Genomic DNA, 23,726 nt, shown 5'->3' on the forward strand with positions numbered 1-23,726 from the left:
CGCCGAGGACTAAGGGCGCGCGGCGCTCATGGCAGGCTCACGGACATATCGCACAAAGGTACTCGTCCTCGATAAGACCAAGCTCAAGGAGACCGATCTGATCTTGACGATGCTTGATGAGCGTGGCCGGCAGGTCCGTGCCGTGGCAAAGGGCGCGCGCAAACCCGGCGGGCGCCTGGCGGCGCGCTGCGAGCTGTTCTGTACCGTCGATATGCTGCTCGCGCACGGACGGTCGCTCGACGTGGTTTCCCAGGCCGAGCTTATGGAGGCGCCGCTCGGCGCCGCGCCCGATTACGAGACGACCTGCTCCGCAAGCGCGATCGCCGAGGTCGCGCGCGTGTGCTCGTTCGAGGACGCCGAGGACCCGTTTACCTTTGCCATTACGCAGCGAGCACTTGCCCTGGTGGGCAGCAGGCTCGACACGGCACATATGGACCTGCTTGTGGCGGCATATGTATTTAAGCTGCTGTCGCACGTTGGCTATCGACCCGATTTTTCGGCCTGCGTACTGTGCGGAGACCCCATGCTGTCGTATTTTTCGCCCCAGGCGGGCGGGCTCATGTGCGGGTCGTGCGCGTCGAGCGTTCCGGGTGCCGAGCTGGTGTCGACCGGCGAGGTCGCATGGCTGCGCGCCCTCATGTCCATGACCTTCGATGCGCTCATGGCCGAGAGGGTCGATCCCCATACTGCCGCCTTTTTGCTGGGGCTTTCGCATGTTTGGGCTGCGACGCACACCGATCAGCGTCTTCGCGCGATGGAATTCATGTTGGGTCGGTGATGATGGGCATACGCGGTCCGCTTGTGGTAACATACCGACCTGTTGGTACCTCGACCTTGGATGCTCGCTCCACCGGCGGCTTCCCAGTCCGAGGCGAATAGAGTCGCCCGCGGGCGACGCGAAACGAAAGGTGAAACAATGACTGTTTCCAAAGAGCGCAAGGCGGAGCTGACTGCCCAGTTCGGTAACACCCCGGTCGACACCGGCAACCCCAAGGTTCAGGTCGCCATCCTGACCGAGCGCATCAAGGAGCTGACCGAGCACATGAAGTCCCACCAGAAGGACTTCCACACCCGTCGTGGTCTGCTCATGCTCGTCGGTCGCCGTCGTCGTCTTCTCTCCTACATCAAGAAGAACGACGTCGTCGAGTATCGTGAGCTCATCAAGGCTCTGGGCATCCGCGACAACATCCAGTAAGGATTTGTACATGCTAAGAGCGTCCTGCGCAGCGGGGCGCTCTTTTTGTGTAAGGGCGTGAACAATCACGCTCTGAAGCGTGGCGGGGGCAGGGGGCCCGCGTCACATGAGAAGCCCGCAGGCAAGGGGCCTGCGGGGTAAAGGAGAACAATGACACTCGTATCCAAGACCTTTGAGCTGTACGGCAAGACCTACACCTTTGAGTCGGGCGAGCTTGCCAAGCAGGCCACCGGCGCCTGTCTGGTCAAGCAGGGCGACACCACGATGCTCGACACCGTGGTCGTCTCCAAGGAGCGCAAGAACTACGACTTCTTTCCGCTGACCGTCGACTTCAACGAGAAGATGTACGCTGCCGGCCGTATTCCGGGTGGCTACCTCAAGCGCGAGGGCCGTCCCAGCGAGAAGGCCACGCTCACGGCCCGCATGATCGACCGTCCTATTCGCCCGAGCTTCCCGGACGGCTTCCGCAACGAGGTGCACATCGTCGCCACCTCGCTCGTCGCCGACCAGGTCAACCCCTTCGACGTCATCAACGTCATGGGTGCCTCCCTGGCCATGACGCTCGGCGGCGTGCCCTTCGAGGGTCCTCTTGCGTGCGTGCGCATCGGCCGCAACGTGGAGACCGGCGAGTTTATCGTCAACCCCACCTATGAGGAGCGCGAGAACTCCGATCTGGACCTGGAGCTGGGCGGCTCTGCCGACTTCATCTCGATGGTCGAGGCCGGCGCCGATGAGATCTCCGAGGACGATATGCTCGCCGCCATGAAGTTTGGCCAGGAGGCCCTCGCTGCCTTCTGCCAGGCTCAGGACGAGTTCGTTGCCGAGTGGGAGCAGGTCAACGGCGCTATCGTCAAGAAGGAGTACCCGCTCGACCAGCCCGTCGAGGAGGTCCAGGAGCGCATCTTCGCCCACTACGACGAGATGGCAGCCGCCCTTCGCGACGCCGACAAGCTGTCCCGTATCGGCAAGGTCGAGGCTCTGAAGGAGTCCATCCGTGCCGAGTTCACCGAGGAGGAGCAGGCCGCTTGGGAGCGCGAGATCCCCGTGGCACTCAAGAAGCTCGAGAAGAAGGCCATGCGCACCATGGTCGTCGAGACCGGTGAGCGCGTCGACGGCCGTGCCGCCGATGAGATTCGCCCCATTATGGTGAAGGACAACTACCTGCCGCTCGTTCATGGCTCCGGCCTGTTCCAGCGCGGCCAGACCCAGGTGCTCTCCGTCCTGTCGCTCGGCATGCTCAACGAGGGCCAGCGTCTGGATACCATCGAGCCCACCGAGGGCAAGCGCTACATGCACCACTACAACTTCCCGCCGTTCTGCACCGGCGAGACCGGCCGCATGGGTAGCCCCAAGCGCCGCGAGATCGGCCACGGCAACCTGGCCGAGCGCGCCCTGCTTCCGGTGCTCCCCGACGAGAACGAGTTCCCCTACGCCATCCGCGTGGTCTCCGAGGTCATGGAGTCCAACGGCTCCTCTTCGATGGCTTCGACCTGCGGCTCCACGCTCGCCCTTATGGACGGCGGCGTGCCCATTAAGCGCCCGGTCTCCGGTATCGCCATGGGCCTGATCCAGGAGGAGGGCAAGACCGTGGTCCTGTCCGATATCCAGGGTCTCGAGGACTTCCTGGGCGATATGGACTTTAAGGTCACCGGCACCACCGAGGGCATTACCGCTCTGCAGATGGACAACAAGGCCACCGGCCTTACCTTTGACATCCTGGCCCGCGCCCTGCAGCAGGCCAAGGAGGGTCGCGCCTTCATCCTGCAGAAGATGCTCGATGTGATCCCCGAGCCGCGCCACACCACGCGCAGCACCGCTCCGCGCATCGTCTCCATCCAGGTTCCGACCGACAAGATCCGCGACGTCATCGGTTCCGGCGGCAAGGTCATCCGCGGCATCCAAGACGAGACCGGTGCTTTGGTCGACATCCAGGAGGACGGCACTGTCTTTGTCGGCGGCACCGGCGAGTCCGTCGACCAGGCTGTCGAGCGCATCAAGCTCATCATCAAGGTTCCCGAGCCGGGCGAGGAGTACACCGGTCGCGTGGTCTCCATCCAGCCCTTCGGCGCCTTTGTCAACCTGCTGCCCGGTAAGGACGGCCTGCTGCACATCTCCCGCGTCGCCAAGGGCCGCGTGGAGAAGGTCGAGGACGTCCTCAACGTGGGCGACGAGGTTAAGGTCGTCGTCATCGAGGTCGACGATCGCGGCAAGATCTCGCTCGATCGTCTGGATAAGCCCGAGGCTCCGGCTCGTGCCGAGGGTGCCTCCGAGGACGACGGTGAGCACTTCCAGCGCCGTGAGCGTCCGCGTCGCGAGCGCTCCGAGCGCAGCGACCGTCCGCGCCGTCCCGGCGACAACGGAGGCCGCAAGCCCCGCCGTCACCACGACGCCGAGTAACAGCCGTACATAAGCAGCTCAACAAGGGCGACTCCGGACAGGGGTCGCCCTTTTACTATTCCCGGCGGGGTCCGCGGGTAAAGTTTCCTGCTCTACAGTCCTGCTCGCACGGAGAGCACATTAAGTGCTCTCCGGCTCGTGCGGAACTCGCGATAAACTTTACCCGCGGCCCCCGCCGGGAATAGCAAAAGGGCTGGTGGGTGCGGGCTTCGATTTTGTCAGATAGTCTATTCAGTTATCTGAATTCAGATCTTTAGATAATCGCATGTGCGGCATTACCCCAGATAAAACCGACCAAAATAAACCTGTCCCTTTTTGGCAGGTCTGGGGCCATCGGGGGCCGGGGCGGGTTAAGTTTGTCGCGAGTTCCGCACGCAAAGGAAAGCACTTAATGTGCTTTCCGTCTTGCGCAGGACTGTAGAGCAGCAAACTTAACCCGCCCCGGCCCCCGGTGGCCCCAGACCGGCGGGATAGACCGGTTTGGATGGGGCTTTGATGCATGGGTGGTCTGTTGGTGGGCAAATGGGTATCATAATGCGGTTACTGCATCGACTCCGTGATGCATGTTTGTACGTTCCCGGCGGTCGGTTTGCCAGAAGCGCCCCGTCGGTTGTTCCAGACCCGTTTCGAAGAAAGGAAACCGCACGAACCTATGGCAGCTAAAAAATCATCTCCCTTGAAGATCATTCCGCTCGGAGGCCTTGACGGCATCGGCAAGAATATGACGGTCTTCGAGTGCGGCGACGACATGGTGCTCGTCGACGCCGGCCTTATGTTCCCCGACGACTCCCAGCCCGGTATCGATTTGGTGCTTCCCGACTACACCTATGTTCTCGAGAACGAGGAGAAGCTCCGCGGCATCATCGTCACCCACGGCCACGAGGACCATACCGGTTCGCTTCCGTACCTGCTGCAGGACCTCAACAACAAGGTGCCCATCTTCTCGAGCAAGCTGACGCTTGGTTTCATCGAGGGCAAGCTTTCCGAGTTCCGCATCCGCGCGCCCAAGTTCCGCGAGGTCAAGGGCGGTAGCCATGTCAATCTTGGTGGCATTTCGCTCGACTTCTTCTCTATGACGCACTCAATTCCGGGCGCTTTGGGCGTATTCATTCGCACCAACCAGGGTACCGTTATGCACACGGGCGACTTTAAGCTCGACCAGACGCCCATCGATGGCGTCACGCCCGATTATGCCGCTATCAGTCGCTTTGCCAAGCAGGGCATCGACCTGTTGCTTTCCGACTCCACCAACGCCACGGTTCCGGGCTTTACCAAGTCCGAGGCCGAAGTCGGCCCCAACTTGCTGCACGCCATCAAGAATGCCCCGGGCCGCGTGTTCGTCGCGTCGTTCTCGAGCCATATCCATCGCCTGCAGCAGATTTGCGACGCCGCCCGCAAGTGCGGCCGCAAGGTCGTCGTGACCGGACGTTCCATGCTCACCAACACCCGCGTGGCGCGCGAGCTGGGCTACCTCAACATCGACGATGCCGATATCATCGATGCCTTCGATATCGATAACCTGCCTGACGACAAGATTGTCGTCATGTGCACCGGCTCTCAGGGCGAGCCGCTGTCGGCGCTGTCCCGCATGGCCAACGGCGAGCACAAGACGCTCTCCATCCACGAGGGCGATACCGTCATCCTCTCGGCGACCCCTGTTCCCGGCAACGAGAAGGCCGTCCAGCAGGTCGTCAACAGCCTGGCCAAGCTTGGCTGCGACGTGTGGGACAAGAACCGTGCCCTCGTCCATGTCTCGGGTCACGGCAGCCAGGAGGAGCTCAAGCTTCTGATGGCCATGGCCAAGCCCACCTATTTTATGCCGGTTCACGGCGAGGCCGTGCACCTGCGTGCCCATGCCCAGCTTGCCCGTAAGATGGGTATTAAGGATGATCACATCTTTATCCTCGATAACGGCGACACGCTCGAGATGCGCGGTGGTATTGTCAAGCGCGGCACGCCCGTCGAGTCCGGCGTCGTCTACGTCGACGGCCTGCGCATCGGTGATACCGACCCCATCGTCCTGCGCGATCGTCAGAAGCTCGCCAATGACGGTATGGTCACAGCCGTCGCCATCGTTTCGCTCAAGCATAAGAAGATCGAGGCTATTGAGTTCTCGGGCCGTGGCGTTTCCTTTGCCATCGACGATCAGTTCTCCGAGGATGCCTCCGCATCCATCATGAAGACGATTGAGAAGGGCAAGTTTAGCTTTACGAGCAGCGGCTCCGATGCCATTCGCAAGGCCGTGCGCGATTCGCTCTCCAACTTCATTTGGAGCCGTACGCGCACCCGTCCGATGATCATTCCGGTCGTCATGGAGGTTTAGTTTGGCGCGCGGATCTGCACAAAACGCCAAAGGCAATAAAGCCAACAACCAACCGGCATCTGCTAAGGGTGCCGGTTCCCATCTTCGTGCCAATAAGGGCCACGAGGCCGAGTTCGACGATGTTGGGCCCCTGGTCGAGCCTTCGGCCAACCGCGATATCGCCGGCGTGGTTATTGCCGTTTTGGCGATTGCGTCTTTCATTGCCGTGATTTCTCCGGCAACGGCACCCGTGACGGCAGTGGTTGCCGGTTTCTACCATCTTGGCTTTGGCCTGGGCGCCTACGTGTTGCCAATCGTCATCCTTCTTTTTGCCGCTACGCTCTTTTTGGGTGAGGACTCGCCGCTCAACATTCGCTCGGTCGCGGGTGGCGCCGTTGTCTTTATCGCCGTCGTCTCCATTCTTTCGTTGATGGTGCCGGGCACGAGCGATTCGTGCGACCTCATGTTTGTGCCGCAAAACCTATCCGCTTCGGGTGGCTACATCGGTGCGTTTATTGCGAGTGCGCTGCAGAATGCCCTGGGTAAGCCTATCGCGATGGTGGTCCTGGTGGGTTTGGCCGTCGTTGGCTTTGTCATCATCGGCTTTTCGGTGGGTGGCGTTTTGCGCTCTGCGCGCGATCGCGCTGCCAATTTCGCCGAGCGTCGTCGTGCCGATGTCAATGCGAGCCCGTGGGGCGACGAAGAGGCCCTGTCGGTTCCCGGCGTCGCCCGTCCGCACCTGAGCATTCTTCGTCAGAAGGGCTCCGATATGGCCGTGACCACGGTCATGGGCAATGATGCGGCCCCGGTTTTGGACGATGACGACGAGGACGATGATCCGTTTGTCGACGTGTCCGAGGCTGTGGAGGCCGAGCGCGCCAAGACTACGCTGCTGCCGCGTCGCCATGTCAAGCATGGCAAGTCCGCGCCCAAGCTCAACACGAGTGAGCCCGACCCGTCTTGGTCCGATAGCGAAATCGAACTCACCGCGGGCGATGACGAGGATGACGAGTGTCCGCTCGAGACCGCCAAGACAACTTTGCTGCCGCGTCGCCAAGACAGGCGCGGACAGGTCACCGGACAGCTTTCGATGGAAGACGACCCGGACAAGGTCGACGAGTCCGAGCCGCCGTTTGCCGTGAACCCCGTGTCTGCTGCCCCGCAGATCCCCGATTTCCTGAAGCACCCTAAGGTTGCCGATGCCTCCACCCCTACGGCTTCCGCTGCTCCTGTTGCAGCCGGCGATGGGGGAGCTGACGGCACTGCTGCCGATGCCGAGGGCGAGCAAGAGGATGGCCTCAAACTCCCGCCGCTCGAAATCCTGCACGCCAATCCGCAGTCGGCGTCCGCCGCGTCTTCTGACAAGGAGTTGGAGCAGACTGCCGAGTCACTGCAGTCCACGTTGTTGGAGTTTGGCCGTAGCGCTCGCGTCGTCGGCTGGATTGCCGGTCCCACGGTGACGACCTTTAAGCTGCAGCCCGGCGAGGGCGAGCGCGTGAGCAAGATTTCGAGCCTCGAGGACGATATCGCGCTTTCGCTTGCCGCCCAGTCGGTGCGTATCTTTGCGCCGATTCCCGGCACCTCGCTTGTGGGTATCGAGATTCCCAATCGCAAGCGCCAGAACGTTAACCTGGGCGACGTGCTTCCCTATGTGAAGGGCGGTCCGCTCGAGCTGGCTATCGGCCGCGATGCCGAGGGTACGCCCGTCGTCGCCGACCTCGCCAAGATGCCCCACCTGCTTATTGCCGGTACCACCGGTTCGGGTAAGTCGGTCATGATCAACTCCATCATCACGACCCTGCTCATGCGCGCGCTTCCCGAGGACGTTCGCTTGATCATGGTCGACCCCAAGCGCGTTGAGCTTGCCGGCTATAACGGCCTGCCCCATCTCTATGTGCCCGTGGTGACCGAACCCAAGCAGGCTGCGAGTGCCTTGCAATGGGCTGTTTCCGAGATGGAGCGTCGCCTGAAGGTCTTCGAGCGCCTCAACGTTCGCAAGATCTCGACGTATAACGAAAAGCAGGCCGCCGGCGAGTTCGAACACTACGATAACCCGCCGCAAAAGATGCCCTATCTGGTCATTATCATCGACGAGCTATCGGACCTGATGATGGTTGCCGGCAAGGATGTCGAGGCCTCGATCGTTCGTATCGCCCAGCTGGGCCGTGCCGCCGGTATTCACCTTATCGTGGCTACGCAGCGCCCCAGCTCCAACGTGGTGACGGGCCTCATTAAGGCCAACATCACCAATCGTATCGCCTTTAACGTGGCCACGGGCATCGATTCCCGCGTCATTATCGACCAGATGGGCGCCGAAAAGCTCACCGGTTTGGGCGACATGCTGTTCTCCAAGGTCGACTGGGGCAAGCCCCGCCGTATCCAGGGCTGTTTTGTCTCGGATGATGAGATCAACGAGATCGTTGAGTTCGTTAAGTCGCAAAGCGAGCCCGACTATCACGAGGAGATTCTGTCTGCCGTGGCGCCTGCTTCCATGTCCATGGCTGGTGGCGGCATTGTTCGCACGGGCGTTGCCGAGCCGCAGGATGACGACCCGCTTATCTGGGAGGCCGCCCATATTGTGGTGGAATCGCAGCTGGGCTCCACATCTGGCCTGCAACGCCGCCTCAAGGTTGGCTATGCGCGCGCCGGGCGTATTATGGACATGCTGGAAGAAAAGGGCGTCGTCGGCCCGCCCGACGGTTCCAAGCCGCGCGAGGTCCTGCTGGATGACGAAGGGCTTGCCGCGCTGGAGTCTGTCGACGCCGAGATGGTACGTGAAGATCGTGAGTTTGGAGGATTCTGATGGCTGCACGCTTTGGTGACATGCTGCTCGAGCAGCGTCGCCGGATGGGCCTTTCCATCCAGCAGGTCGCCAACACCATCAAAATCAGGCCGCAGATCATCGAGTTTTTCGAGACTGGTAACTTTGCATCGATGCCCCCGCGTGGCTATGCGCAGGGCATGATTTCGAGCTACGCTCGCTTTTTGGGGCTTAACCCGCGCGAGGTCGTCAACGCTTATTTTGACGACCTCATGGCATATGAACGCGATACCTCGCAGCAGGGCGGTCGTTTTCAGGATGCTGCCGGCTACGTTAACTCGCGTTCTTCGGTCGATAACGGTCGTTTTTTGATGGTTCAGGGTGGTCGTACGACACGGTACGGCCAGCGCCCTCCGCAGGCGGGCTATATCACCGAGACGGGCTCCAGCGAGGAAATTCGTTCTCAGCGAGATCGTTTTCGCAGTACGCCCCTGCCAGATGACCGTGCGCTTCCCGCCGCTCGCGGGTTGAGTCGCGATCCTCGCGTCGGTTACGGCGACGGTGGATACTCCGGTCGTAGCTATCGCGGAGTACCCGCCGGGCGTTCCCGCGATGGCTATTCCGACGCCGATACCACGCAGGTGACGCCGCGCCTCCGTTCGCAATCCCAGCCCTATGGGCAGCGCTCTTCGGTGCCTCGCTCTGGCCAGCGCGGCTATCAGGGCCGTGGCGAGCTTGCGCCGCGTCCGGGCCGGCGGGGTTCGCAGCGCCAGAGTAGCTATCGTGGTCGTCCCGATAGCGGTCGCGGCCGCATACCGCAGGGTAATGGTCGTGGTAGCTCCAATCGCGGACGCGGCGTTGGGCGCGCCTCTCAATACAACACGATCGATCCGCGCATTATTTACGTCGGCATCGGTGCCGTGGTGCTACTGTTGATTTTGCTCATCGTGGTACTCCTGCGTGGTTGCGGCTCTGCTGCACCCGAGTCGACGCCCGAGACACCCGTGGCTACCAAGACGACGACTAAGAAATCTTCCAAGAAGACCGAACCCACTGACGAGGATGAAGACGCCGACGAGGCGACGGATGCGGCCAGTTCCGATGCCGCCAAGGCGACGGTCAAAACGGAAGAGGACGAGGTCACCAAGGTCAAGGTCTCTGTTGCCAAGGGCAAGACCGCCTGGATCGAGGTCAAGGTCGACGGTAAATCGGTCTATGGCGCTCAAGCGACCGGTCCTTTTGAGCAGGAGTACACGCCCGAGTCCTCGATTGAGATCACCACGTCCAAGCCCTCCGATGTCACGGTCACCAAGAATGGTGAAAAGGTTCGCTATGACACCAAGACATCGGGTGTGGCGCGCGTGACCATTACCGTTCCCAAGAAGGAGACCGCCGACTCCGCGAACGGCGATAATGCCGGCGGTACCGATAATGCCGACGGCACCGATGTCCAGTCTACCGTCGGCACCGACACGGCATCCGACGGCCAGACAGTGAACGATTCAGATGACTATTCGTACGACAGCTACTAAGGCTCCCCGTACCGAAAGGAAGAACCATGGCTAAAGATTCCAGCTTTGACGTTGTGTCCGAGGTTAACATGCAGGAGGTCGATAACGCCTTCCAGCAGACCGCCCGCGAGATTTCCCAGCGCTATGACCTTAAAGACTCCGGCGCCACCATCGAGCTTTCGAAGGGCGACAAGCTCTTTACGATTAACGCTCCGGCCGATTTTGTCTCCAAGCAGATCATCGATGTTTTGAGCTCCAAGCTCATCAAGCGCGGTATCGACCTCAAGGCTGTCTCTTGGGACGCCCCGCAGGCGGCTTCGGGCGGTACCGTGCGCGTGCTCGGTCATATCGTCGAGGGCATCGACCAGGCGACCGCAAAGAAGATCAATAAAGACATCAAGGATCAAAAGCTTAAGGTCAAGGTGACCATCGAGGCCGATAAGCTGCGCGTTTCCTCGGCTTCTAAGGACGCTTTACAGACGGTGATTCAGTTCCTGCGCGACCAGGACTACGGCCAGCCGCTGCAGTTTACCAACTACCGCTAATTTACTCGAAAGGACCGCTCTCCAACATGGATACTCCGTTGGGTTCCGTACTCTATATCACGCTTGGCTGCGCCAAGAACGAGGTCGATACCGACCGCATGCGTTCGCTGCTGGCCGCTGCGGGCTACGAGGAGGCATTCGATCCTCAGGATGCCGATATCGCCATTGTCAATACGTGCTCGTTTCTTACCTCGGCGACGTCTGAGAGCATCGAGACCACGCTCGAGCTCGCTAACGAGGTGCAGGACGGCGTTCGCTCCTGCCCCATTGTCATGTGCGGTTGCGTGCCGTCTCGTTACGGCGACGACCTGCCCGACGAGCTGCCCGAGGTCGCGGCATTTGTGAAGGCCGATGAGGAAGACGGTATCGTCTCTGTCATCGATGGCGTTCTTGGTGTGGAGCGTGAAATCGCTGCCTATATCCCGCAGGTCAAGCGTACCGTCGAGGGCGCTGTCGCCTACGTCAAGATCTCCGATGGCTGCAATCGTTTTTGCAGCTTCTGCATGATTCCCTACATTCGCGGTCGCTATCATTCGCGCAATGCCGAAAGCATTATCTCCGAGGTGCGCGACCTGGTTGCCGGCGGTGTGCGCGAGATCGTGCTGATCGGCCAGGACACGGGCATTTGGGGCACCGACTTTGCCGATGAGGACGCCGCTGAGGCCTCACCGCGCAATCTGGCGCAGCTGCTGCGCGCCGTCGCCGAGGCTGTACGCCCGCACAACGTCTGGGTTCGCGTGCTCTATCTGCAGCCCGAGGGCATGACCGACGAGCTTATCGAGACGATTCGCGATACGCCCGAGGTATTGCCCTATATCGATATCCCCGTGCAGCACTGCGACGCGCGCATCCTCAAGGCCATGCGTCGCTCCGGTTCGCGTCAGGAGCTCGAGGAACTGTTCCGCGATCTTCGTGATCGTATCCCCGGCATCGTGATTCGCTCCACGGCCATGGTCGGCTTTCCGACCGAGACCGACGACGAGTTCCGTGATCTTATCGACTTTATGGACACCGTCGGCTTTGACTATACGAGCGTCTTTGCCTACTCGCGGGAGGAGGGCAGCCTGGCCGCCAATATGGAGGGCCAGGTCGATGAGGAGGTCAAGCTCGAGCGCGCCCAGGAGGCCATGGATCTGGCCGAGTCGCTGGGTTTTGCCGCCACGGCAGCCCATGTGGGCGAGCGCGCCCAGGTAATCGTCGACGGTATCGAGGAGACCGAGGACGGCGCCGAGCTGATCGGTCATGCCTGGTTCCAGGCGCCCGATTCCGATGGCGCGGTGCATCTGGACGCCAGCGAGGCGTCCGTGGGCGATATTTTGACCGTCGAGTTTACCGATAGCTTCTGCTATGAGCTTATCGGCCATGTTGTGGAGTAGGAGAGCGTCGTGGCAAACGAGAGCAATAAGGAACTGACGAGCGTTTGGACGCCCGCCAACATCGTGACGTGCGTGCGCATCGTCTTTATTCCGGTGTTCATGATCGTCTCGGCCCTGTCTCACGCGAGCGTTGCCGGTACGGACTGGAGCACCTTCGACGGCCCGCTCGCCGCCGCTGCCTTCATTCTGTATGTGATCCTGTCGTGCACCGATAAGGTCGACGGCTATCTGGCGCGCTCACGCAACGAGATCACCGATTTCGGCAAGTTCTTGGACCCCATCGCCGACAAGTTGCTGGTGTTCTCGGCCTTGCTGCTGTTCTTGGATTTTGGCGCGGTGACCGTGTGGTCCGTGTTCATTATCCTGTTCCGCGAGCTGTTGGTGAGCGCACTTCGCATGGTCGCGAGTGCTGCCGGTGTGGTCGTTGCCGCCGATAAGCTCGGCAAGTACAAGACGGCGACCACGATGGTCTCCATCTGTGGCTATCTGTGCGTCTTTGCGATGGCCGGTCTTCAGCTGGGGCCGGCGTCGCTGCTGCTCGGTGTCTATTCGGTGTCGCGCTTCCTGTACGTCATCGCCGTCATTTTGACCATTATCTCGGGTGCCCAGTACTTCTGGAACTGCCGTAAGATCGTCTTTTCGGTCTAGGTCCTGGTGGGTATGACGGAGTCTTATTTGCAGATCGCCGCAAACAACGAGGAGCTGGCGCGCGATATTGTCGAGCGCGCGAGTGCCCGTGGCGTGACGGTGTCGACGGCGGAGTCGCTGACGGCGGGCATGATCGCCTCGACGATTGCCGATATCCCGGGTGCCTCGGCGGTGCTTCGTGGCGGTGCGGTGACCTACTGCGATGAGATCAAACATCGCGTGCTCGGCGTCGAGCAGGAAACGCTCGATCGGTTTAGCGCCGTGTCGCATCAGACGGCGCGTGAGATGGCCGCGGGCTCGCTGGACCTCTATCAGAGCGATGTCGCCGTGAGCGCAACGGGCTACGCTGGGCCCGGCGGCGGTACCGGGCAAGACCCCGCCGGCACGTTCTATATCGGCTGGGCGTATCGCGCGGCCGATGGGGGAGCGACGGTCGTTGAGTCTGCGCGCTGTCACTACGAGGGTGATCGGTCGTGCGTCCGTGCCTATGCGGTCGCTGAGGCTTTGGAACGCATTGTCCGCGTGCTCACTTCCATGGAATAGACGTGTTTTAAGGGGCCTTAGGGCCCCTTAATTGTGGAGATAGGGACCTTAGGCAAGGAATGCGCTTGCGCTGGCACATGTCTTTAATTTGTACGAGCACTCGTATTTGCGATTGGCATGGTCAAGCGTTTGGTCGGCGTTTGGTCGGCGTTTGGTCGGGTTTTGGAATGGACGGGTGCATATGATGAACCTGAACGGTTGACCACGAACAGCCGTTCGTTTATCATCGATTCAGGTTGTTAAGAGGAGGGCTATTCATGGCCAAGAATTCAGGTCCCGTACGTACCGTTCATACGCGCACGACGGGTAAAGAGCGCGACGAGATGATCGCCACTACCAAGGCCGAGATCGAGAAGAAGTTCGGCCAGGGTTCTATTATGAGGTATGGCGACGGCGGTCCCGAGCTCGAGGTCGAGGCTATTCCGACGGGCTCTCTGGCGCTCGATGCCGCTTTGGGTATCGGCGGCGTGCCGCGCGGCCGTATCGTTGAGATTTATGGCCCCGAGTCCTCCGGTAAGACAACGCTTTCGCTCGAGATTCTTGCAGAGGCGCAGGCCATGGGCGGTGTCGTGGCTTTTATCGACGCTGAGCATGCGCTTGATCCCACCTACGCCGCGCGCATCGGCGTCGATATCGACGAGGTGCTGATTTCCCAGCCCGATACGGGTGAACAGGCGCTCGAGATCGTTGACATGCTTGTGCGTTCCGGTGCCATCGACGCCATCGTCGTCGACTCTGTTGCCGCTTTGACTCCGCGTGCAGAAATCGAGGGCGAGATCGGTGACACGACGGTGGGTCTGCAGGCTCGCTTGATGAGTCAGGCGCTCCGCAAGCTCGCCGGCTCGCTTGCCAAGTCCAACACAACCTGCATATTCATTAACCAATTGCGCGAGAAGATCGGCGTCATGTTCGGCAACCCCGAGACCACCACAGGCGGCCGCGCACTCAAGTTCTTCTCTTCCGTGCGTATCGATATTCGCAAAATCGATACCATCAAGCTCAAGGACGAGGTTATCGGCAATCGCGTACGTGCCAAGGTCGTTAAGAACAAGGTGGCTGCTCCGTTCCGCTCGGCCGAATTTGACATCATGTATGGCACCGGCATTTCTAAAGAGGGCTCGATTCTGGATATGGCTGTCGAGTGCGGCATATGCAAAAAGATGGGGTCTTGGTTTGCCTATGGTGAGGACAAACTCGGCAACGGTCGCGAGGCCGCTAAGACGTTCCTGCGCGAGCATCCCGATTGCGCCGACGAGATCGAGCACAAGGTTCGCCTTGCCTGCGGTCTTGAGTATGACGATGATGCCCCCTCCGAGGTTGAGTTGACCGATCAGCCTGCCCCCGAGGAGTTTGACGAGCTGTATGCCATCGATGGCTCCGCGATGCTCGACGATGACGACGAGTAACGGATGGCGACATGTCGTATACGGTGACCGAGGCTAGGGTCGTTTTTCCGGATAAGAAGACGGCCTCCTCGTTCTCGAGCGGTTATGCGTCTAAAAAGCCCTGTGCACATATCGATTGCGATCTGGAGGGCGGTTTTGAACGGTCCATTTGGATTCCCGTGCGTGTGGCACGTGTGTACGTTCAGAACCGTCTCGATCTTCCCTGCGACTGGGATGACTTTCGCGAGGCGGTGCAGCTTATCGAATGCAAATGTGCGCTTACCATGGTGACCGAGATGCTTTCACGTCGCGATCATGCTACAGGCGAGGTGCGCGATAAGTTGGCGCGCTATGGCTTTCGACAGCCCGCGATTGACTTTGCCGTCAATCGTGCCATCGAGTACCGTTTTTTAGATGAGAACCGCTTTTGCTCGTACTTTATCGAGGAGCGTAAGCGTCGTGGTTGGGGACAGCGCAAAATCGAGACTGAACTCAAGCGTCGCCATGTTGCACTTGATGACATTCCAGGGTATCCCGAGGCTTATTTTGCCGAGGATGACGACTTGGCTCGCGCATCGGCTTTGCTCGCTAAGCGTCGCGTTCCCGAGGCACATGCATTCGAAAAGCTCGTCAGATTTTTGATGGGCAAGGGCTTTTCCTATCACATTGCCGCGGATGCCGTTAAGGCGCGCCTTGATGCCTTAAGCGAGAAATGCGACGTTTAAGCATGCGCACGTTACGCCCCTGCCGTTCACCGCTCGATAGGCGCCGTGCTGGGTGCGTTGATTTGACAGTTGTTGCGGTTCAACGTAGGATAATTACTGTCATTTGCATTGTGATATGTGCTCATCTGCGATGAGTTTGTTTATATGTTTATCTGTATCCGACCCGCATAAGCTGCGCCCATATTACTCAAATGTCGCGAGCCGTTCGTATGGACGGTTCGCTTTGTTATGTAACGAATCCATAAAAAGGAGTGAGCATGCCGCTTATCATTGCAGCGCTCGTTGGCATTGTTTTGGGTGCCATCGTCGCCATTGCCTACATGCGCACCGCCAAGCAGGGTAGTCTTCACGAGGCCGAAGAAAAGATTCAGTCGGCACACGCGCAGGCAGAGTCCCTGATCGGTGATGCTAAGCGTCAGGCCGAGACCCTCAAAAAAGAGGCTCTGCTCGAGGCTAAGGAAGAGATCATCAAGAACAAACAGGCCGCCGAGGCCGAGGACAAGCAGCGTAAGAGCGAGATTCGCGCGCTCGAAAATCGCGTGATGCAGCGCGAGGAATCGCTCGACCGACGCAACGATGCGCTCGATAAGCGCGAGCATCAGCTGTCCAGCCAGGCCGGTCAGGTCGAGAAGCGCTCTCGCGAACTTGAGGAGCTTTGCGCCAAGCAGACCTCCGAGCTCGAGCGTATTGCCGACCTTACGCGCGAGGATGCTCACAAGGAGCTGCTCGACAAGGTCCGCGGTGAGGTTACCCATGAGGCGGCCACCATCATCCGTGAGTCCGAGCAACAGGTCCGCGCCGAGTGTCATAAGACCGCTCAGGAGATTCTCTCCCTGGCGATCCAGCGCTGTGCTGCCGACCATACCGCCGAGGTCACCGTCACGTCCGTTCATATTCCCTCCGATGACCTTAAGGGCCGCATCATCGGTCGCGAGGGTCGTAACATCCGTACTTTCGAGCAGGTTTCCGGCGTCAACCTTGTGATCGACGACACCCCCGAGACTGTCGTGCTTTCGAGCTTTGATCCGGTCCGTCGTGAGACCGCCCGCGTGGCGCTCGAGAACCTTATTGCCGACGGTCGTATTCACCCCGCCCGCATCGAGGAGATGTACCACAAGGCCGCTGACTTGGTTCAGCAGCGTGTGCTCGAAGCCGGCGAGCAGGCCGCCTTCGATACCGGAATCCACGACCTGCATCCCGAGATCGTCAAAACCCTGGGCGCTCTGCGCTACCGCACCTCGTTTGGTCAGAACGTGCTACAGCACTCGCTTGAGGTCTCCGACCTGTGCGGCATCATGGCCTCCGAGCTTGGTCTGGATGTTGTGACCGCCAAGCGCGCGGGTCTTCTGCATGACCTGGGCAAGGCCATCGATCACGACGTTGAGGGTCCGCATGCTGTGATTGGTGCCGAGCTTGCCCGCCGTTATGGCGAGAAGCCCGTTATCGTCCACGCAATCGAGGCCCATCATGCCGATGTCGACCCCAACACGGTGCTCGACGTTCTGGTCCAGGCTGCTGATGCTGTTTCCGCTTCTCGTCCCGGCGCCCGTCGCGAGTCGGCCGAGAGCTACATCAAGCGCCTTGAGAAGCTCGAGGAGATTGCCAACTCTCATGACGGCGTCGAGCGTACCTATGCTATGCAGGCCGGTCGCGAGGTCCATGTCATGGTTCAGCCGGACAAGATTTCCGATGCCCAGTCCACGGTGCTTGCGCACGATATTGCCCATCAGATCGAGGAAGAGATGGAGTATCCCGGTCAGGTGCGCGTTGTCGTGATTCGCGAGAGCCGTGCCGTCGATATCGCTAAATAACATGAACGACGCGAACGAGCTCATCTCATTTATCGCGTCGATGTCGGGGGAGGGCAACCTTCGCGTCGAGGAAAACCTTGGCGAGGGGTATGTCCGCCTCCGCGTTTCGGAGGCCGAGCGCCGTCAGGCCAAGCATGACATTCAGCATGTAGAGGACATTGTCATCGAGATGCTGCGTAATGCTCGCGATGCCGGAGCCGATAAGGTCTATCTAGCCACGACCAAGGAGGAGGGTGTTCGTACCCTCCTCTTCCTGGATAACGGTTCGGGTGTGCCGCAGGATATGCAGGAGCGTATCTTCGATGCCCGTGTCACATCCAAGCTCGAGAGCATGAAAATGGACCGTTGGGGTGTTCACGGTCGTGGTATGGCGCTGTTCTCTATCAAGCAAAACACCGATGAGGCACGCGTTGTTACATCGGGCGTCGATTTGGGCTCAGCGTTTAAGGTGTGCGTTGATACCGATCGCTTAGGCGAGCGCACCGACCAGTCGAGCTGGCCTCAGGCGGTTAAAGGCGAAGACGGCCGCTATGTATGCGCTCGCGGTCCTCACAATATCATTCGCGCAGCCTGCGAGTTTGCCCTTGAGGAGCTGCGCGACTGCGACGTGTATCTGGGCTCTCCGTCCGAGATCGCGGCGACCCTGTACGCCCAGGCTTCCAGTCGTCTCGATACGTCACGCCTGCTCTTTATCGATGACGAGTGTGAGCTTCCGGTTATCGATCGTTTAGGTCTCGCTTCGGATGCCGAGGACTTTATCCGGATTTGCTCCGGGCTGGGTCTCGAGATGTCCGAGCGTACTGCCCACCGTATTCTTTCGGGACAGATTAAGCCCGTTCGCGGCGTGTGTGCGCGTCTGCTGCGCGAGCGCGATTCCACCACGCAATTGCCGGCTCCAGTCGATCTTGCCAAGGACCGTCGAGGCCTCCGCATTGCCAAGGATGACATGGCGCAGTTTTCGCGTGCTGTCGAGCGCGACTTCAATGACCTCGCCGCCCGGTATTACCTCAATCTGTGCGGCGACCCTAAGATTCGCGTTTCACGTGATCGCATCACCGTGACGTTCGACCTTGCCAAAGAGGAGTAGCATCTTTACCGAGTCCGCTCGGTACGATACAGTTATTGCAGTTAAAACGTACTTTTAAACGCAGGAGTTTCTTCATGGATTGCCTGAAGGTATCAAGCAAATCATCGCCCGCGTCCGTTGCCGGCGCCATTGCCGGTATGGTCAAAGATGGCGTTCCCGTCAACATTCAGTGCGTCGGTGCCGGCGCCGTCAACCAGGCCATAAAGGCCGTTGCCATTGCGCGAGGTTTTTTGATTCCGACTGGCTTTGATGTCTCTTGTGCGCCGGTGTTCTCTGACATCCTCATTAACGGGGAGTCTCGCACGGCAATCCGTCTCTCTATCTACGTTCACCAGATTAATCGGGCTGCTATGGACAATGTCGTCATGGACGACGTTAAGCCTGTTGCGTAAGCGAGTTTTCGCACGTTTGTAGCACCTTTGTGCCCCGTCGATATCATCGTTAGGATGTAAGCTCATGGACCAGCGTTTCGTACGCGATATTCTTGCCGGTAAAACCTATTTTATTCGCACGTTCGGCTGCCAGATGAATCAGCACGACTCCGAGCGCGTGAGCGGTTTGCTCGATTCCTATGGTTGTCTTATGGCGCTCGATCCGGAACATGCCGATATTGTCGTATTCATGACGTGCTGTGTGCGCGAGGCTGCCGATACGCGCCTGTACGGTCAGTGCAATTCCTGCAAGAGTCTTCCTCCTTCTCCTTCGGGCAAGCGTGTGGTCGCCGTGGGTGGTTGCATCGCTCAGCGCGATGGCGAGGGCTTGCTCACCAACGTCGATAACGTCAACGTTATTTTTGGTACGCATTCGATTGCGCACGTGGCGGAGCTTATCGCCGAGGCGTTTATGGATGGCAAGCGCCATATCCGCACGAATGAGCATGAAGATACGGACGCCATGAGTATGCCGTGGCATCGCGAGACGCAGTATCATGCATGGGTGCCCATCATGACGGGCTGCAACAACTTCTGCACGTACTGCATCGTGCCGTACGTCCGTGGTCGCGAGAAGAGCCGCCCCTTCGAGGAGATTGTCGACGAGGTGACGGGTCTGGTGCGTCAGGGTGTGCGCGAGATTACGCTGCTGGGACAAAACGTTAACTCCTACGGTCGCGATCTCTTTGGCAAGCCGCGCTTTGCCGACCTGCTGCGCGCCGTGGGTGATACGGGCGTCGAGCGTATCTTCTTTACTTCTTCGCACCCCAAGGATTTGCTTCCCGAGACCATCGATGCTATGGCCGAGACACCTGCCGTTATGCCGCAGCTTCACCTAGCCGTTCAGTCGGGTTCCACGCGTATCCTTAAAGAGATGAATCGTCGGTACACGCGCGAGGATTATCTGGGCCTGGTCGATCGCATTCGTAACCGTATGCCCGAAATTGCGCTTTCGACCGACATCATCGTGGGCTTCCCGGGCGAGACCGAGGAAGACTTTGAGCAGACGCTCTCGCTTGCCGAGACGGTTCGCTATGCCCAGGCCTACACGTTTATTTACTCCAAGCGCGCCGGTACCCCGGCAGCTGAGATTTATGATCCCACCCCGCATGAGGTTATCCTTGAGCGCTTTAACCGTCTGGTCAAGGTTATCGAGACGACGGCATACGAGTATAACCAGGGCGAGCTTCACACCGTGGTGCCTGCGCTTATTGAGGGCACGAGCAAGAAAAACGACGCTGTCCTTCTTGGTAAAAGTCCTAAGAACCAGACAGTGCATGCGCCGATTCCCGCTGGCTATAACATCGATCAGCTTATCGGCAAAATCGTCGACGTCGATGTGGATGTCGCCAAGACGTGGTATCTGTCTGGCTCCGTTGTGGGTGAGCCTCGCTAATGGTTTCCCCCGGCACAAACCTTTCTGCCGTAGCGATCGTCGGTCCGACGGCGGTCGGCAAGAGTGATGTTGCCGACCGCCTGGCCTCTCGTCTGTCGTCTGAAGTGTTATCGTGTGACGCGATGCAAATCTATCGCGGTATGGATATCGGTACGGCCAAGATGATGCCCGAGGAGTGCTCGGTGCCCCTGCGCCTTGTCGATATCGTGGACCCGGGCGTCGCGTATTCTGCTGCACTCTATCAGTCTGACGCCCGGGCGCATATCGAGCGCTTGCTTGGTGAGCAACGGCTTCCGGTCTTTTGCGGCGGCACGGGCTTGTATCTTAAGGCTGCACTCGATGAAATGGATTTTCCTTCGGGAGAGCTCGAGGACGAACGTCGCACGGGTTATCAGGAGCTTGCCGAGCGTATTGGCGAGAAAGCTTTGCATGCCCTGCTTGCCGAGCGTGATCCGGAATCGGCTGCCGTGATTCATCCTCATAACGTGCGCCGCGTGATCCGTGCGCTCGAGATGCACGATGACGGTGTGTCGTATGCCCAGCAGAAGTCGAAATTCAGCGTTCCGCATGAGCGCTATCATGCCTTGTGGTTTGGTCTGACGCGTAGCCGTGAAGTGCTGTATGAGCGCATTAACCTGCGTGTCGACCTTATGTTTGAGCAGGGGCTGGTTGATGAGGTCCGTGGCCTTATGGACCAGGGCCTGGGTGATGCACTCACGTCGATGCAGGCAATCGGTTACAAAGAGATTATTGATGCCTTGCGAGGCGTTATTACCATGGACGAGGCCCGCGAGCTTATTAAGATGCGCTCACGTCGCTATGCCAAGCGCCAACTTTCCTGGTTTAAGCGTGACGATCGCATCGTGTGGTTCGATATGGATGAGTTTACAATCGATGAGGTCGTCGATGATATCTACCGTCGTATCGAGGCTGCCTAATGGCACGTTTTCCCTTGGTTCCCACGGCGCCTGAACCTGAGCGTGCCGTCTTGGTTGGTGTTGAGTGGCGCGATAACGCCTGGCCGCTCGACCGTTCGCTCGACGAGCTCGAGCGCTTGGCTCACACTGCTGGAGCCCAATGCGTGGCACGCTTGTCTCAGCGTCTGGTCAAACCCTATCCCAAATCGTTTATCGGCTCCGGTAAGGTCGAGGAGCTATGCGGTTTGGTGCATCGTATGGATGCGGATGTTGTAATCTTCGACGACGACTTGACTCCTTCACAGCAGTCCTATCTTGAGAAAGCCGTGGGCGAACCGGTCAAGATTATTGACCGTACGGCGTTGATTTTGGATATCTTTGGCCTGCATGCTCAGACGCGTGAGGGTCGCTTACAGGTGCAGCTGGCTCAGTTGCAGTATCTGCTGCCCCGTCTGCGAGGTATGTGGAGCCACCTTGCTAAGGAACAGACGCGTGGCGGCATTGGATCGCGTTTTGGCCAGGGCGAAAGCCAGCTCGAGGTCGACCGTCGCCTGATTCGCGATAAGATCGCTGCGCTTCGACGCGAATTGAAACAGGTTGAACAACGTCGTGATGTGCAATCGAAAAGCCGTATTGAATCGCCGGCGTTTCGCGTAGCGTTGGCTGGCTACACCAATGCCGGTAAGTCGACGTTGCTTAATCGATTGACGGGATCCACGGTACTTTCGCAGGATAAGCTGTTTGCCACGCTCGATCCTACGACGCGTTCGTATCGTTTACCCGGTGGCCGTGGCATGACGATCACTGATACCGTTGGCTTTATTCAAAAGCTGCCCCATGGCCTGGTCGATGCGTTTAAATCTACGCTTTCCGAGGTGCTCGGTGCCGATTTGGTTCTTAAAGTTGTGGATGCTTCCGATGAGGATTACGAGCGTCAGCTTGAGGCGGTTGATCGTGTCCTTGACGAGATTGGTGCCGGTGAGCGCCTGACGCTTACCGTGTTCAATAAAATCGATCTGCTCGATAGCGTCGACCGCTTGAGCTTTCGCCGGCGCTATCCCGAGGCGGTATTGTTCTCGGCTCAGACGGGTGAGGGCCTTGATGACTTAGTCGACCGCATCGCTCGTGAGGCGGCCGCTACGGACGTGTTGCTCTCGGCCGATATCCCGTATCGAGAGGGTGCGTTAATCACGCTCGTGCACGAACAGGGAACCCTTCTGCACGAGGAATACCTCGAGGACGGCGTTCGTATTGTGGCAAAGCTTCCAGCCCGTATCGCACCGCGTCTCGAGCGTTATCGAACAGAGTAAATCAGCTCCAGTACACCCAAGATAACCGGTTGATGAAGCAGGTAGAACGGCAGCGCATGGCGCCCGAGACTTGCGAGCGCCGGGATGGGATTCGCATAGGCCCATCCCGGCGCCTCATAGTTTGCTTCCTGAGTCGTGTGGGCGGCAAAGAAGCCTGCAAGGTACATAAATAAGAATGGTATGACTGGATAGTAATCACCAGAGACAAAGTCTGGGCTTGGGAAACCCAGCCAAGCTAAATAGGGGATAGGATAAACCGTTTTAGGAATGCTCCAGGTAAGGGTAAAAAGTGTGAGGCAAATTGCTATACCCCATACCGACGGCACTTTAACGATCACCGGACGCGCGAGCGCGACAATGGCGGTGCAGGCCGCCATGCAGAACATGATGCCGAAGTTCACCGAGTCATCGACTGAGACGAGCGTCGTCGCGACCCATACAACAAAAGCGGCAGCGGCATATTTGACGGCACGCTTGATGTTGTTGCGCGAGAGGGTGCACATCCAGCCGGCAATAAACAAAAATACCCAACTGATGCTGGCACGCCAGATGTCTTGGAAGATGGTCTGAGTAAACCAGGGCATATCCCAACCATAAAGATAGGCAAGATCGTAGCAAGCATGAAATCCTGCCATCGACAGCATGGTAAATCCGCGAATGGTATCAAAGACCGTGATGCGGTTTTGCATTACGAGAACCGGCGCATCAATCCAACAACCTTGCCCAGGATCGTCGGATTTGTCGCATAGATGGGCTCCATGGTGTCGTTTTCGGGCTGCAAGCGAACTCGTCCCTGCTCCTTGTAGAACGTTTTGACCGTTGCGGAGCCATCGATCATGGCCACAACGATCTCGCCATTCATGGCACTCTTCTGTTCGCGAACGATGATATAGTCGCCGTTAAGGATACCGACGTTAATCATCGAATTGCCGTGGACCTCGAGGATAAAAGACCCCTGGTCCGTTGCGATCTCGGTCGGGATGGTAAAGGTGTCCTCGATATTCTGCTCGGCAAGGATGGGGATCCCTGCGGCGACACGGCCCACGAGGGGTAGCGATACGGTTCCGCGGGGTGCCGTGGGCTCATCGGACTTTGAGATGGAGACGGAGGCTCCGTCCTCGTCAAAGAGCTCTAGGGCACGAGGCTTGGTGGCGTCACGTTTGAGCAGGCCGCGTGCTTCCAGTGCGGAGAGATGTGCATGTACGGTGCTAGGGGAGGAAAGACCCACAGCCGAAGCCATCTCACGCACGCTGGGCGGATAGCCCTTTTCCTGCTGATACTCCTTGATGAAGTCGTAAATCTGCTGCTGTCGCTTGGTAATTTTGCGAGCCATCAGGGATTCCTCTCTACCTAACCCAAACAAATGTTCTATGTTTGCTTGACAGG

General features: G+C 59.0%; 20 protein-coding genes. 18 read left to right on the forward strand and 2 right to left on the reverse strand.

Annotation, left to right across the window (positions count from 1 at the left end; genetic code table 11):
• The first annotated feature begins 28 nt into the window (after positions 1-28).
• The 18 genes from recO to hflX all read left to right on the forward strand — a co-directional run bounded on the left by recO (position 29) and on the right by hflX (position 22,340).
• Positions 29-778 carry a DNA repair protein RecO gene (gene recO, locus ACQRAJ_RS06090; RefSeq protein WP_427748019.1) on the forward strand — a complete coding sequence of 250 codons (750 nt, stop codon included), beginning with the start codon at positions 29-31 and terminating at the stop codon, positions 776-778.
• A 138-nt stretch (positions 779-916) separates the two neighbouring features.
• A complete protein-coding gene (gene rpsO, locus ACQRAJ_RS06095; RefSeq protein WP_154516313.1) occupies positions 917-1,195 on the forward strand; it encodes a 30S ribosomal protein S15 in 279 nt (92 codons plus the stop codon).
• 150 nt (positions 1,196-1,345) lie between these two features.
• The gene (locus tag ACQRAJ_RS06100) at positions 1,346-3,592 is read left to right on the forward strand and encodes a polyribonucleotide nucleotidyltransferase (protein WP_427748021.1); all 2,247 of its coding nucleotides are present in this window, start codon (positions 1,346-1,348) and stop codon (positions 3,590-3,592) included.
• 652 nt (positions 3,593-4,244) lie between these two features.
• A complete protein-coding gene (locus ACQRAJ_RS06105; RefSeq protein ID WP_117654800.1) occupies positions 4,245-5,915 on the forward strand; it encodes a ribonuclease J in 1,671 nt (556 codons plus the stop codon).
• A 1-nt stretch (position 5,916) separates the two neighbouring features.
• Positions 5,917-8,697 carry a DNA translocase FtsK 4TM domain-containing protein gene (locus ACQRAJ_RS06110; RefSeq protein ID WP_427748023.1) on the forward strand — a complete coding sequence of 927 codons (2,781 nt, stop codon included), beginning with the start codon at positions 5,917-5,919 and terminating at the stop codon, positions 8,695-8,697.
• A complete protein-coding gene (locus ACQRAJ_RS06115; RefSeq protein WP_427748024.1) occupies positions 8,697-10,187 on the forward strand; it encodes a RodZ domain-containing protein in 1,491 nt (496 codons plus the stop codon). Before ACQRAJ_RS06110 ends, ACQRAJ_RS06115 begins: the two co-directional genes overlap by 1 nt.
• Before the next feature lie 26 nt (positions 10,188-10,213).
• Complete coding sequence (locus tag ACQRAJ_RS06120; protein ID WP_118079877.1) at positions 10,214-10,711, forward strand: YajQ family cyclic di-GMP-binding protein; 498 nt, start codon at positions 10,214-10,216, stop codon at positions 10,709-10,711.
• A 26-nt stretch (positions 10,712-10,737) separates the two neighbouring features.
• Positions 10,738-12,087, forward strand: a complete 1,350-nt coding sequence (rimO, locus tag ACQRAJ_RS06125; RefSeq protein WP_427748025.1) for a 30S ribosomal protein S12 methylthiotransferase RimO — start codon at positions 10,738-10,740, stop codon at positions 12,085-12,087.
• A 99-nt stretch (positions 12,088-12,186) separates the two neighbouring features.
• Positions 12,187-12,735 (forward strand): CDP-diacylglycerol--glycerol-3-phosphate 3-phosphatidyltransferase, encoded by a 549-nt coding sequence (gene pgsA / locus ACQRAJ_RS06130; RefSeq protein ID WP_229770672.1) that lies wholly within the window; start codon positions 12,187-12,189, stop codon positions 12,733-12,735.
• A gap of 27 nt (positions 12,736-12,762) precedes the next feature.
• On the forward strand, positions 12,763-13,278 hold the full coding sequence (locus ACQRAJ_RS06135) for a CinA family protein (RefSeq protein ID WP_427748026.1): 516 nt from the start codon (positions 12,763-12,765) through the stop codon (positions 13,276-13,278).
• A gap of 257 nt (positions 13,279-13,535) precedes the next feature.
• Entirely contained in the window at positions 13,536-14,684 is a 1,149-nt protein-coding gene (recA, locus tag ACQRAJ_RS06140; protein ID WP_154516331.1) for a recombinase RecA, read from the forward strand.
• 11 nt (positions 14,685-14,695) lie between these two features.
• Positions 14,696-15,388, forward strand: coding sequence for a regulatory protein RecX (locus ACQRAJ_RS06145; protein WP_427748027.1), 693 nt, complete (start codon positions 14,696-14,698; stop codon positions 15,386-15,388).
• A gap of 257 nt (positions 15,389-15,645) precedes the next feature.
• Positions 15,646-17,199 (forward strand): ribonuclease Y, encoded by a 1,554-nt coding sequence (rny, locus tag ACQRAJ_RS06150; RefSeq protein WP_427726813.1) that lies wholly within the window; start codon positions 15,646-15,648, stop codon positions 17,197-17,199.
• A gap of 1 nt (position 17,200) precedes the next feature.
• Positions 17,201-18,286, forward strand: coding sequence for an ATP-binding protein (locus tag ACQRAJ_RS06155; RefSeq protein ID WP_427748028.1), 1,086 nt, complete (start codon positions 17,201-17,203; stop codon positions 18,284-18,286).
• 74 nt (positions 18,287-18,360) lie between these two features.
• On the forward strand, positions 18,361-18,678 hold the full coding sequence (locus ACQRAJ_RS06160) for a stage V sporulation protein S (protein ID WP_118079896.1): 318 nt from the start codon (positions 18,361-18,363) through the stop codon (positions 18,676-18,678).
• A 64-nt stretch (positions 18,679-18,742) separates the two neighbouring features.
• Entirely contained in the window at positions 18,743-20,113 is a 1,371-nt protein-coding gene (gene miaB / locus ACQRAJ_RS06165; protein ID WP_427748029.1) for a tRNA (N6-isopentenyl adenosine(37)-C2)-methylthiotransferase MiaB, read from the forward strand.
• Positions 20,113-21,051, forward strand: coding sequence for a tRNA (adenosine(37)-N6)-dimethylallyltransferase MiaA (gene miaA / locus ACQRAJ_RS06170; protein ID WP_427748030.1), 939 nt, complete (start codon positions 20,113-20,115; stop codon positions 21,049-21,051). Before miaB ends, miaA begins: the two co-directional genes overlap by 1 nt.
• Positions 21,051-22,340, forward strand: a complete 1,290-nt coding sequence (gene hflX / locus ACQRAJ_RS06175) for a GTPase HflX (protein WP_427748031.1) — start codon at positions 21,051-21,053, stop codon at positions 22,338-22,340. Before miaA ends, hflX begins: the two co-directional genes overlap by 1 nt.
• Here the strand turns inward: hflX and ACQRAJ_RS06180 are convergent.
• Positions 22,325-23,029: a heparan-alpha-glucosaminide N-acetyltransferase gene (locus ACQRAJ_RS06180; RefSeq protein WP_427748033.1), complete on the reverse strand. Its 705-nt coding sequence runs from the start codon at positions 23,027-23,029 to the stop codon at positions 22,325-22,327. The genes hflX and ACQRAJ_RS06180 overlap by 16 nt on opposite strands.
• Entirely contained in the window at positions 23,029-23,673 is a 645-nt protein-coding gene (lexA, locus tag ACQRAJ_RS06185; RefSeq protein ID WP_427717464.1) for a transcriptional repressor LexA, read from the reverse strand. Before lexA ends, ACQRAJ_RS06180 begins: the two co-directional genes overlap by 1 nt.
• Positions 23,674-23,726 lie beyond the last annotated feature (53 nt).

The organism is Collinsella sp. SGI.184 (assembly GCF_050313415.1).
Lineage (GTDB): Bacteria > Actinomycetota > Coriobacteriia > Coriobacteriales > Coriobacteriaceae > Collinsella.

Coding starts and splice junctions, on each gene's coding strand:
- rimO (WP_427748025.1), top strand. CDS start 10,738: ATGGATACTCCGTTGGGTTCCGTACTCTATATCACGCTTGGCTGCGCC.
- miaA (WP_427748030.1), top strand. CDS start 20,113: ATGGTTTCCCCCGGCACAAACCTTTCTGCCGTAGCGATCGTCGGTCCG.
- rny (WP_427726813.1), top strand. CDS start 15,646: ATGCCGCTTATCATTGCAGCGCTCGTTGGCATTGTTTTGGGTGCCATC.
- ACQRAJ_RS06100 (WP_427748021.1), top strand. CDS start 1,346: ATGACACTCGTATCCAAGACCTTTGAGCTGTACGGCAAGACCTACACC.
- pgsA (WP_229770672.1), top strand. CDS start 12,187: ATGATCGTCTCGGCCCTGTCTCACGCGAGCGTTGCCGGTACGGACTGG.
- rpsO (WP_154516313.1), top strand. CDS start 917: ATGACTGTTTCCAAAGAGCGCAAGGCGGAGCTGACTGCCCAGTTCGGT.
- recO (WP_427748019.1), top strand. CDS start 29: ATGGCAGGCTCACGGACATATCGCACAAAGGTACTCGTCCTCGATAAG.
- ACQRAJ_RS06180 (WP_427748033.1), bottom strand. CDS start 23,029: ATGCAAAACCGCATCACGGTCTTTGATACCATTCGCGGATTTACCATG.
- miaB (WP_427748029.1), top strand. CDS start 18,743: ATGGACCAGCGTTTCGTACGCGATATTCTTGCCGGTAAAACCTATTTT.
- ACQRAJ_RS06145 (WP_427748027.1), top strand. CDS start 14,696: ATGTCGTATACGGTGACCGAGGCTAGGGTCGTTTTTCCGGATAAGAAG.
- hflX (WP_427748031.1), top strand. CDS start 21,051: ATGGCACGTTTTCCCTTGGTTCCCACGGCGCCTGAACCTGAGCGTGCC.
- ACQRAJ_RS06105 (WP_117654800.1), top strand. CDS start 4,245: ATGGCAGCTAAAAAATCATCTCCCTTGAAGATCATTCCGCTCGGAGGC.
- ACQRAJ_RS06160 (WP_118079896.1), top strand. CDS start 18,361: ATGGATTGCCTGAAGGTATCAAGCAAATCATCGCCCGCGTCCGTTGCC.
- lexA (WP_427717464.1), bottom strand. CDS start 23,673: ATGGCTCGCAAAATTACCAAGCGACAGCAGCAGATTTACGACTTCATC.
- ACQRAJ_RS06120 (WP_118079877.1), top strand. CDS start 10,214: ATGGCTAAAGATTCCAGCTTTGACGTTGTGTCCGAGGTTAACATGCAG.
- ACQRAJ_RS06115 (WP_427748024.1), top strand. CDS start 8,697: ATGGCTGCACGCTTTGGTGACATGCTGCTCGAGCAGCGTCGCCGGATG.
- recA (WP_154516331.1), top strand. CDS start 13,536: ATGGCCAAGAATTCAGGTCCCGTACGTACCGTTCATACGCGCACGACG.
- ACQRAJ_RS06155 (WP_427748028.1), top strand. CDS start 17,201: ATGAACGACGCGAACGAGCTCATCTCATTTATCGCGTCGATGTCGGGG.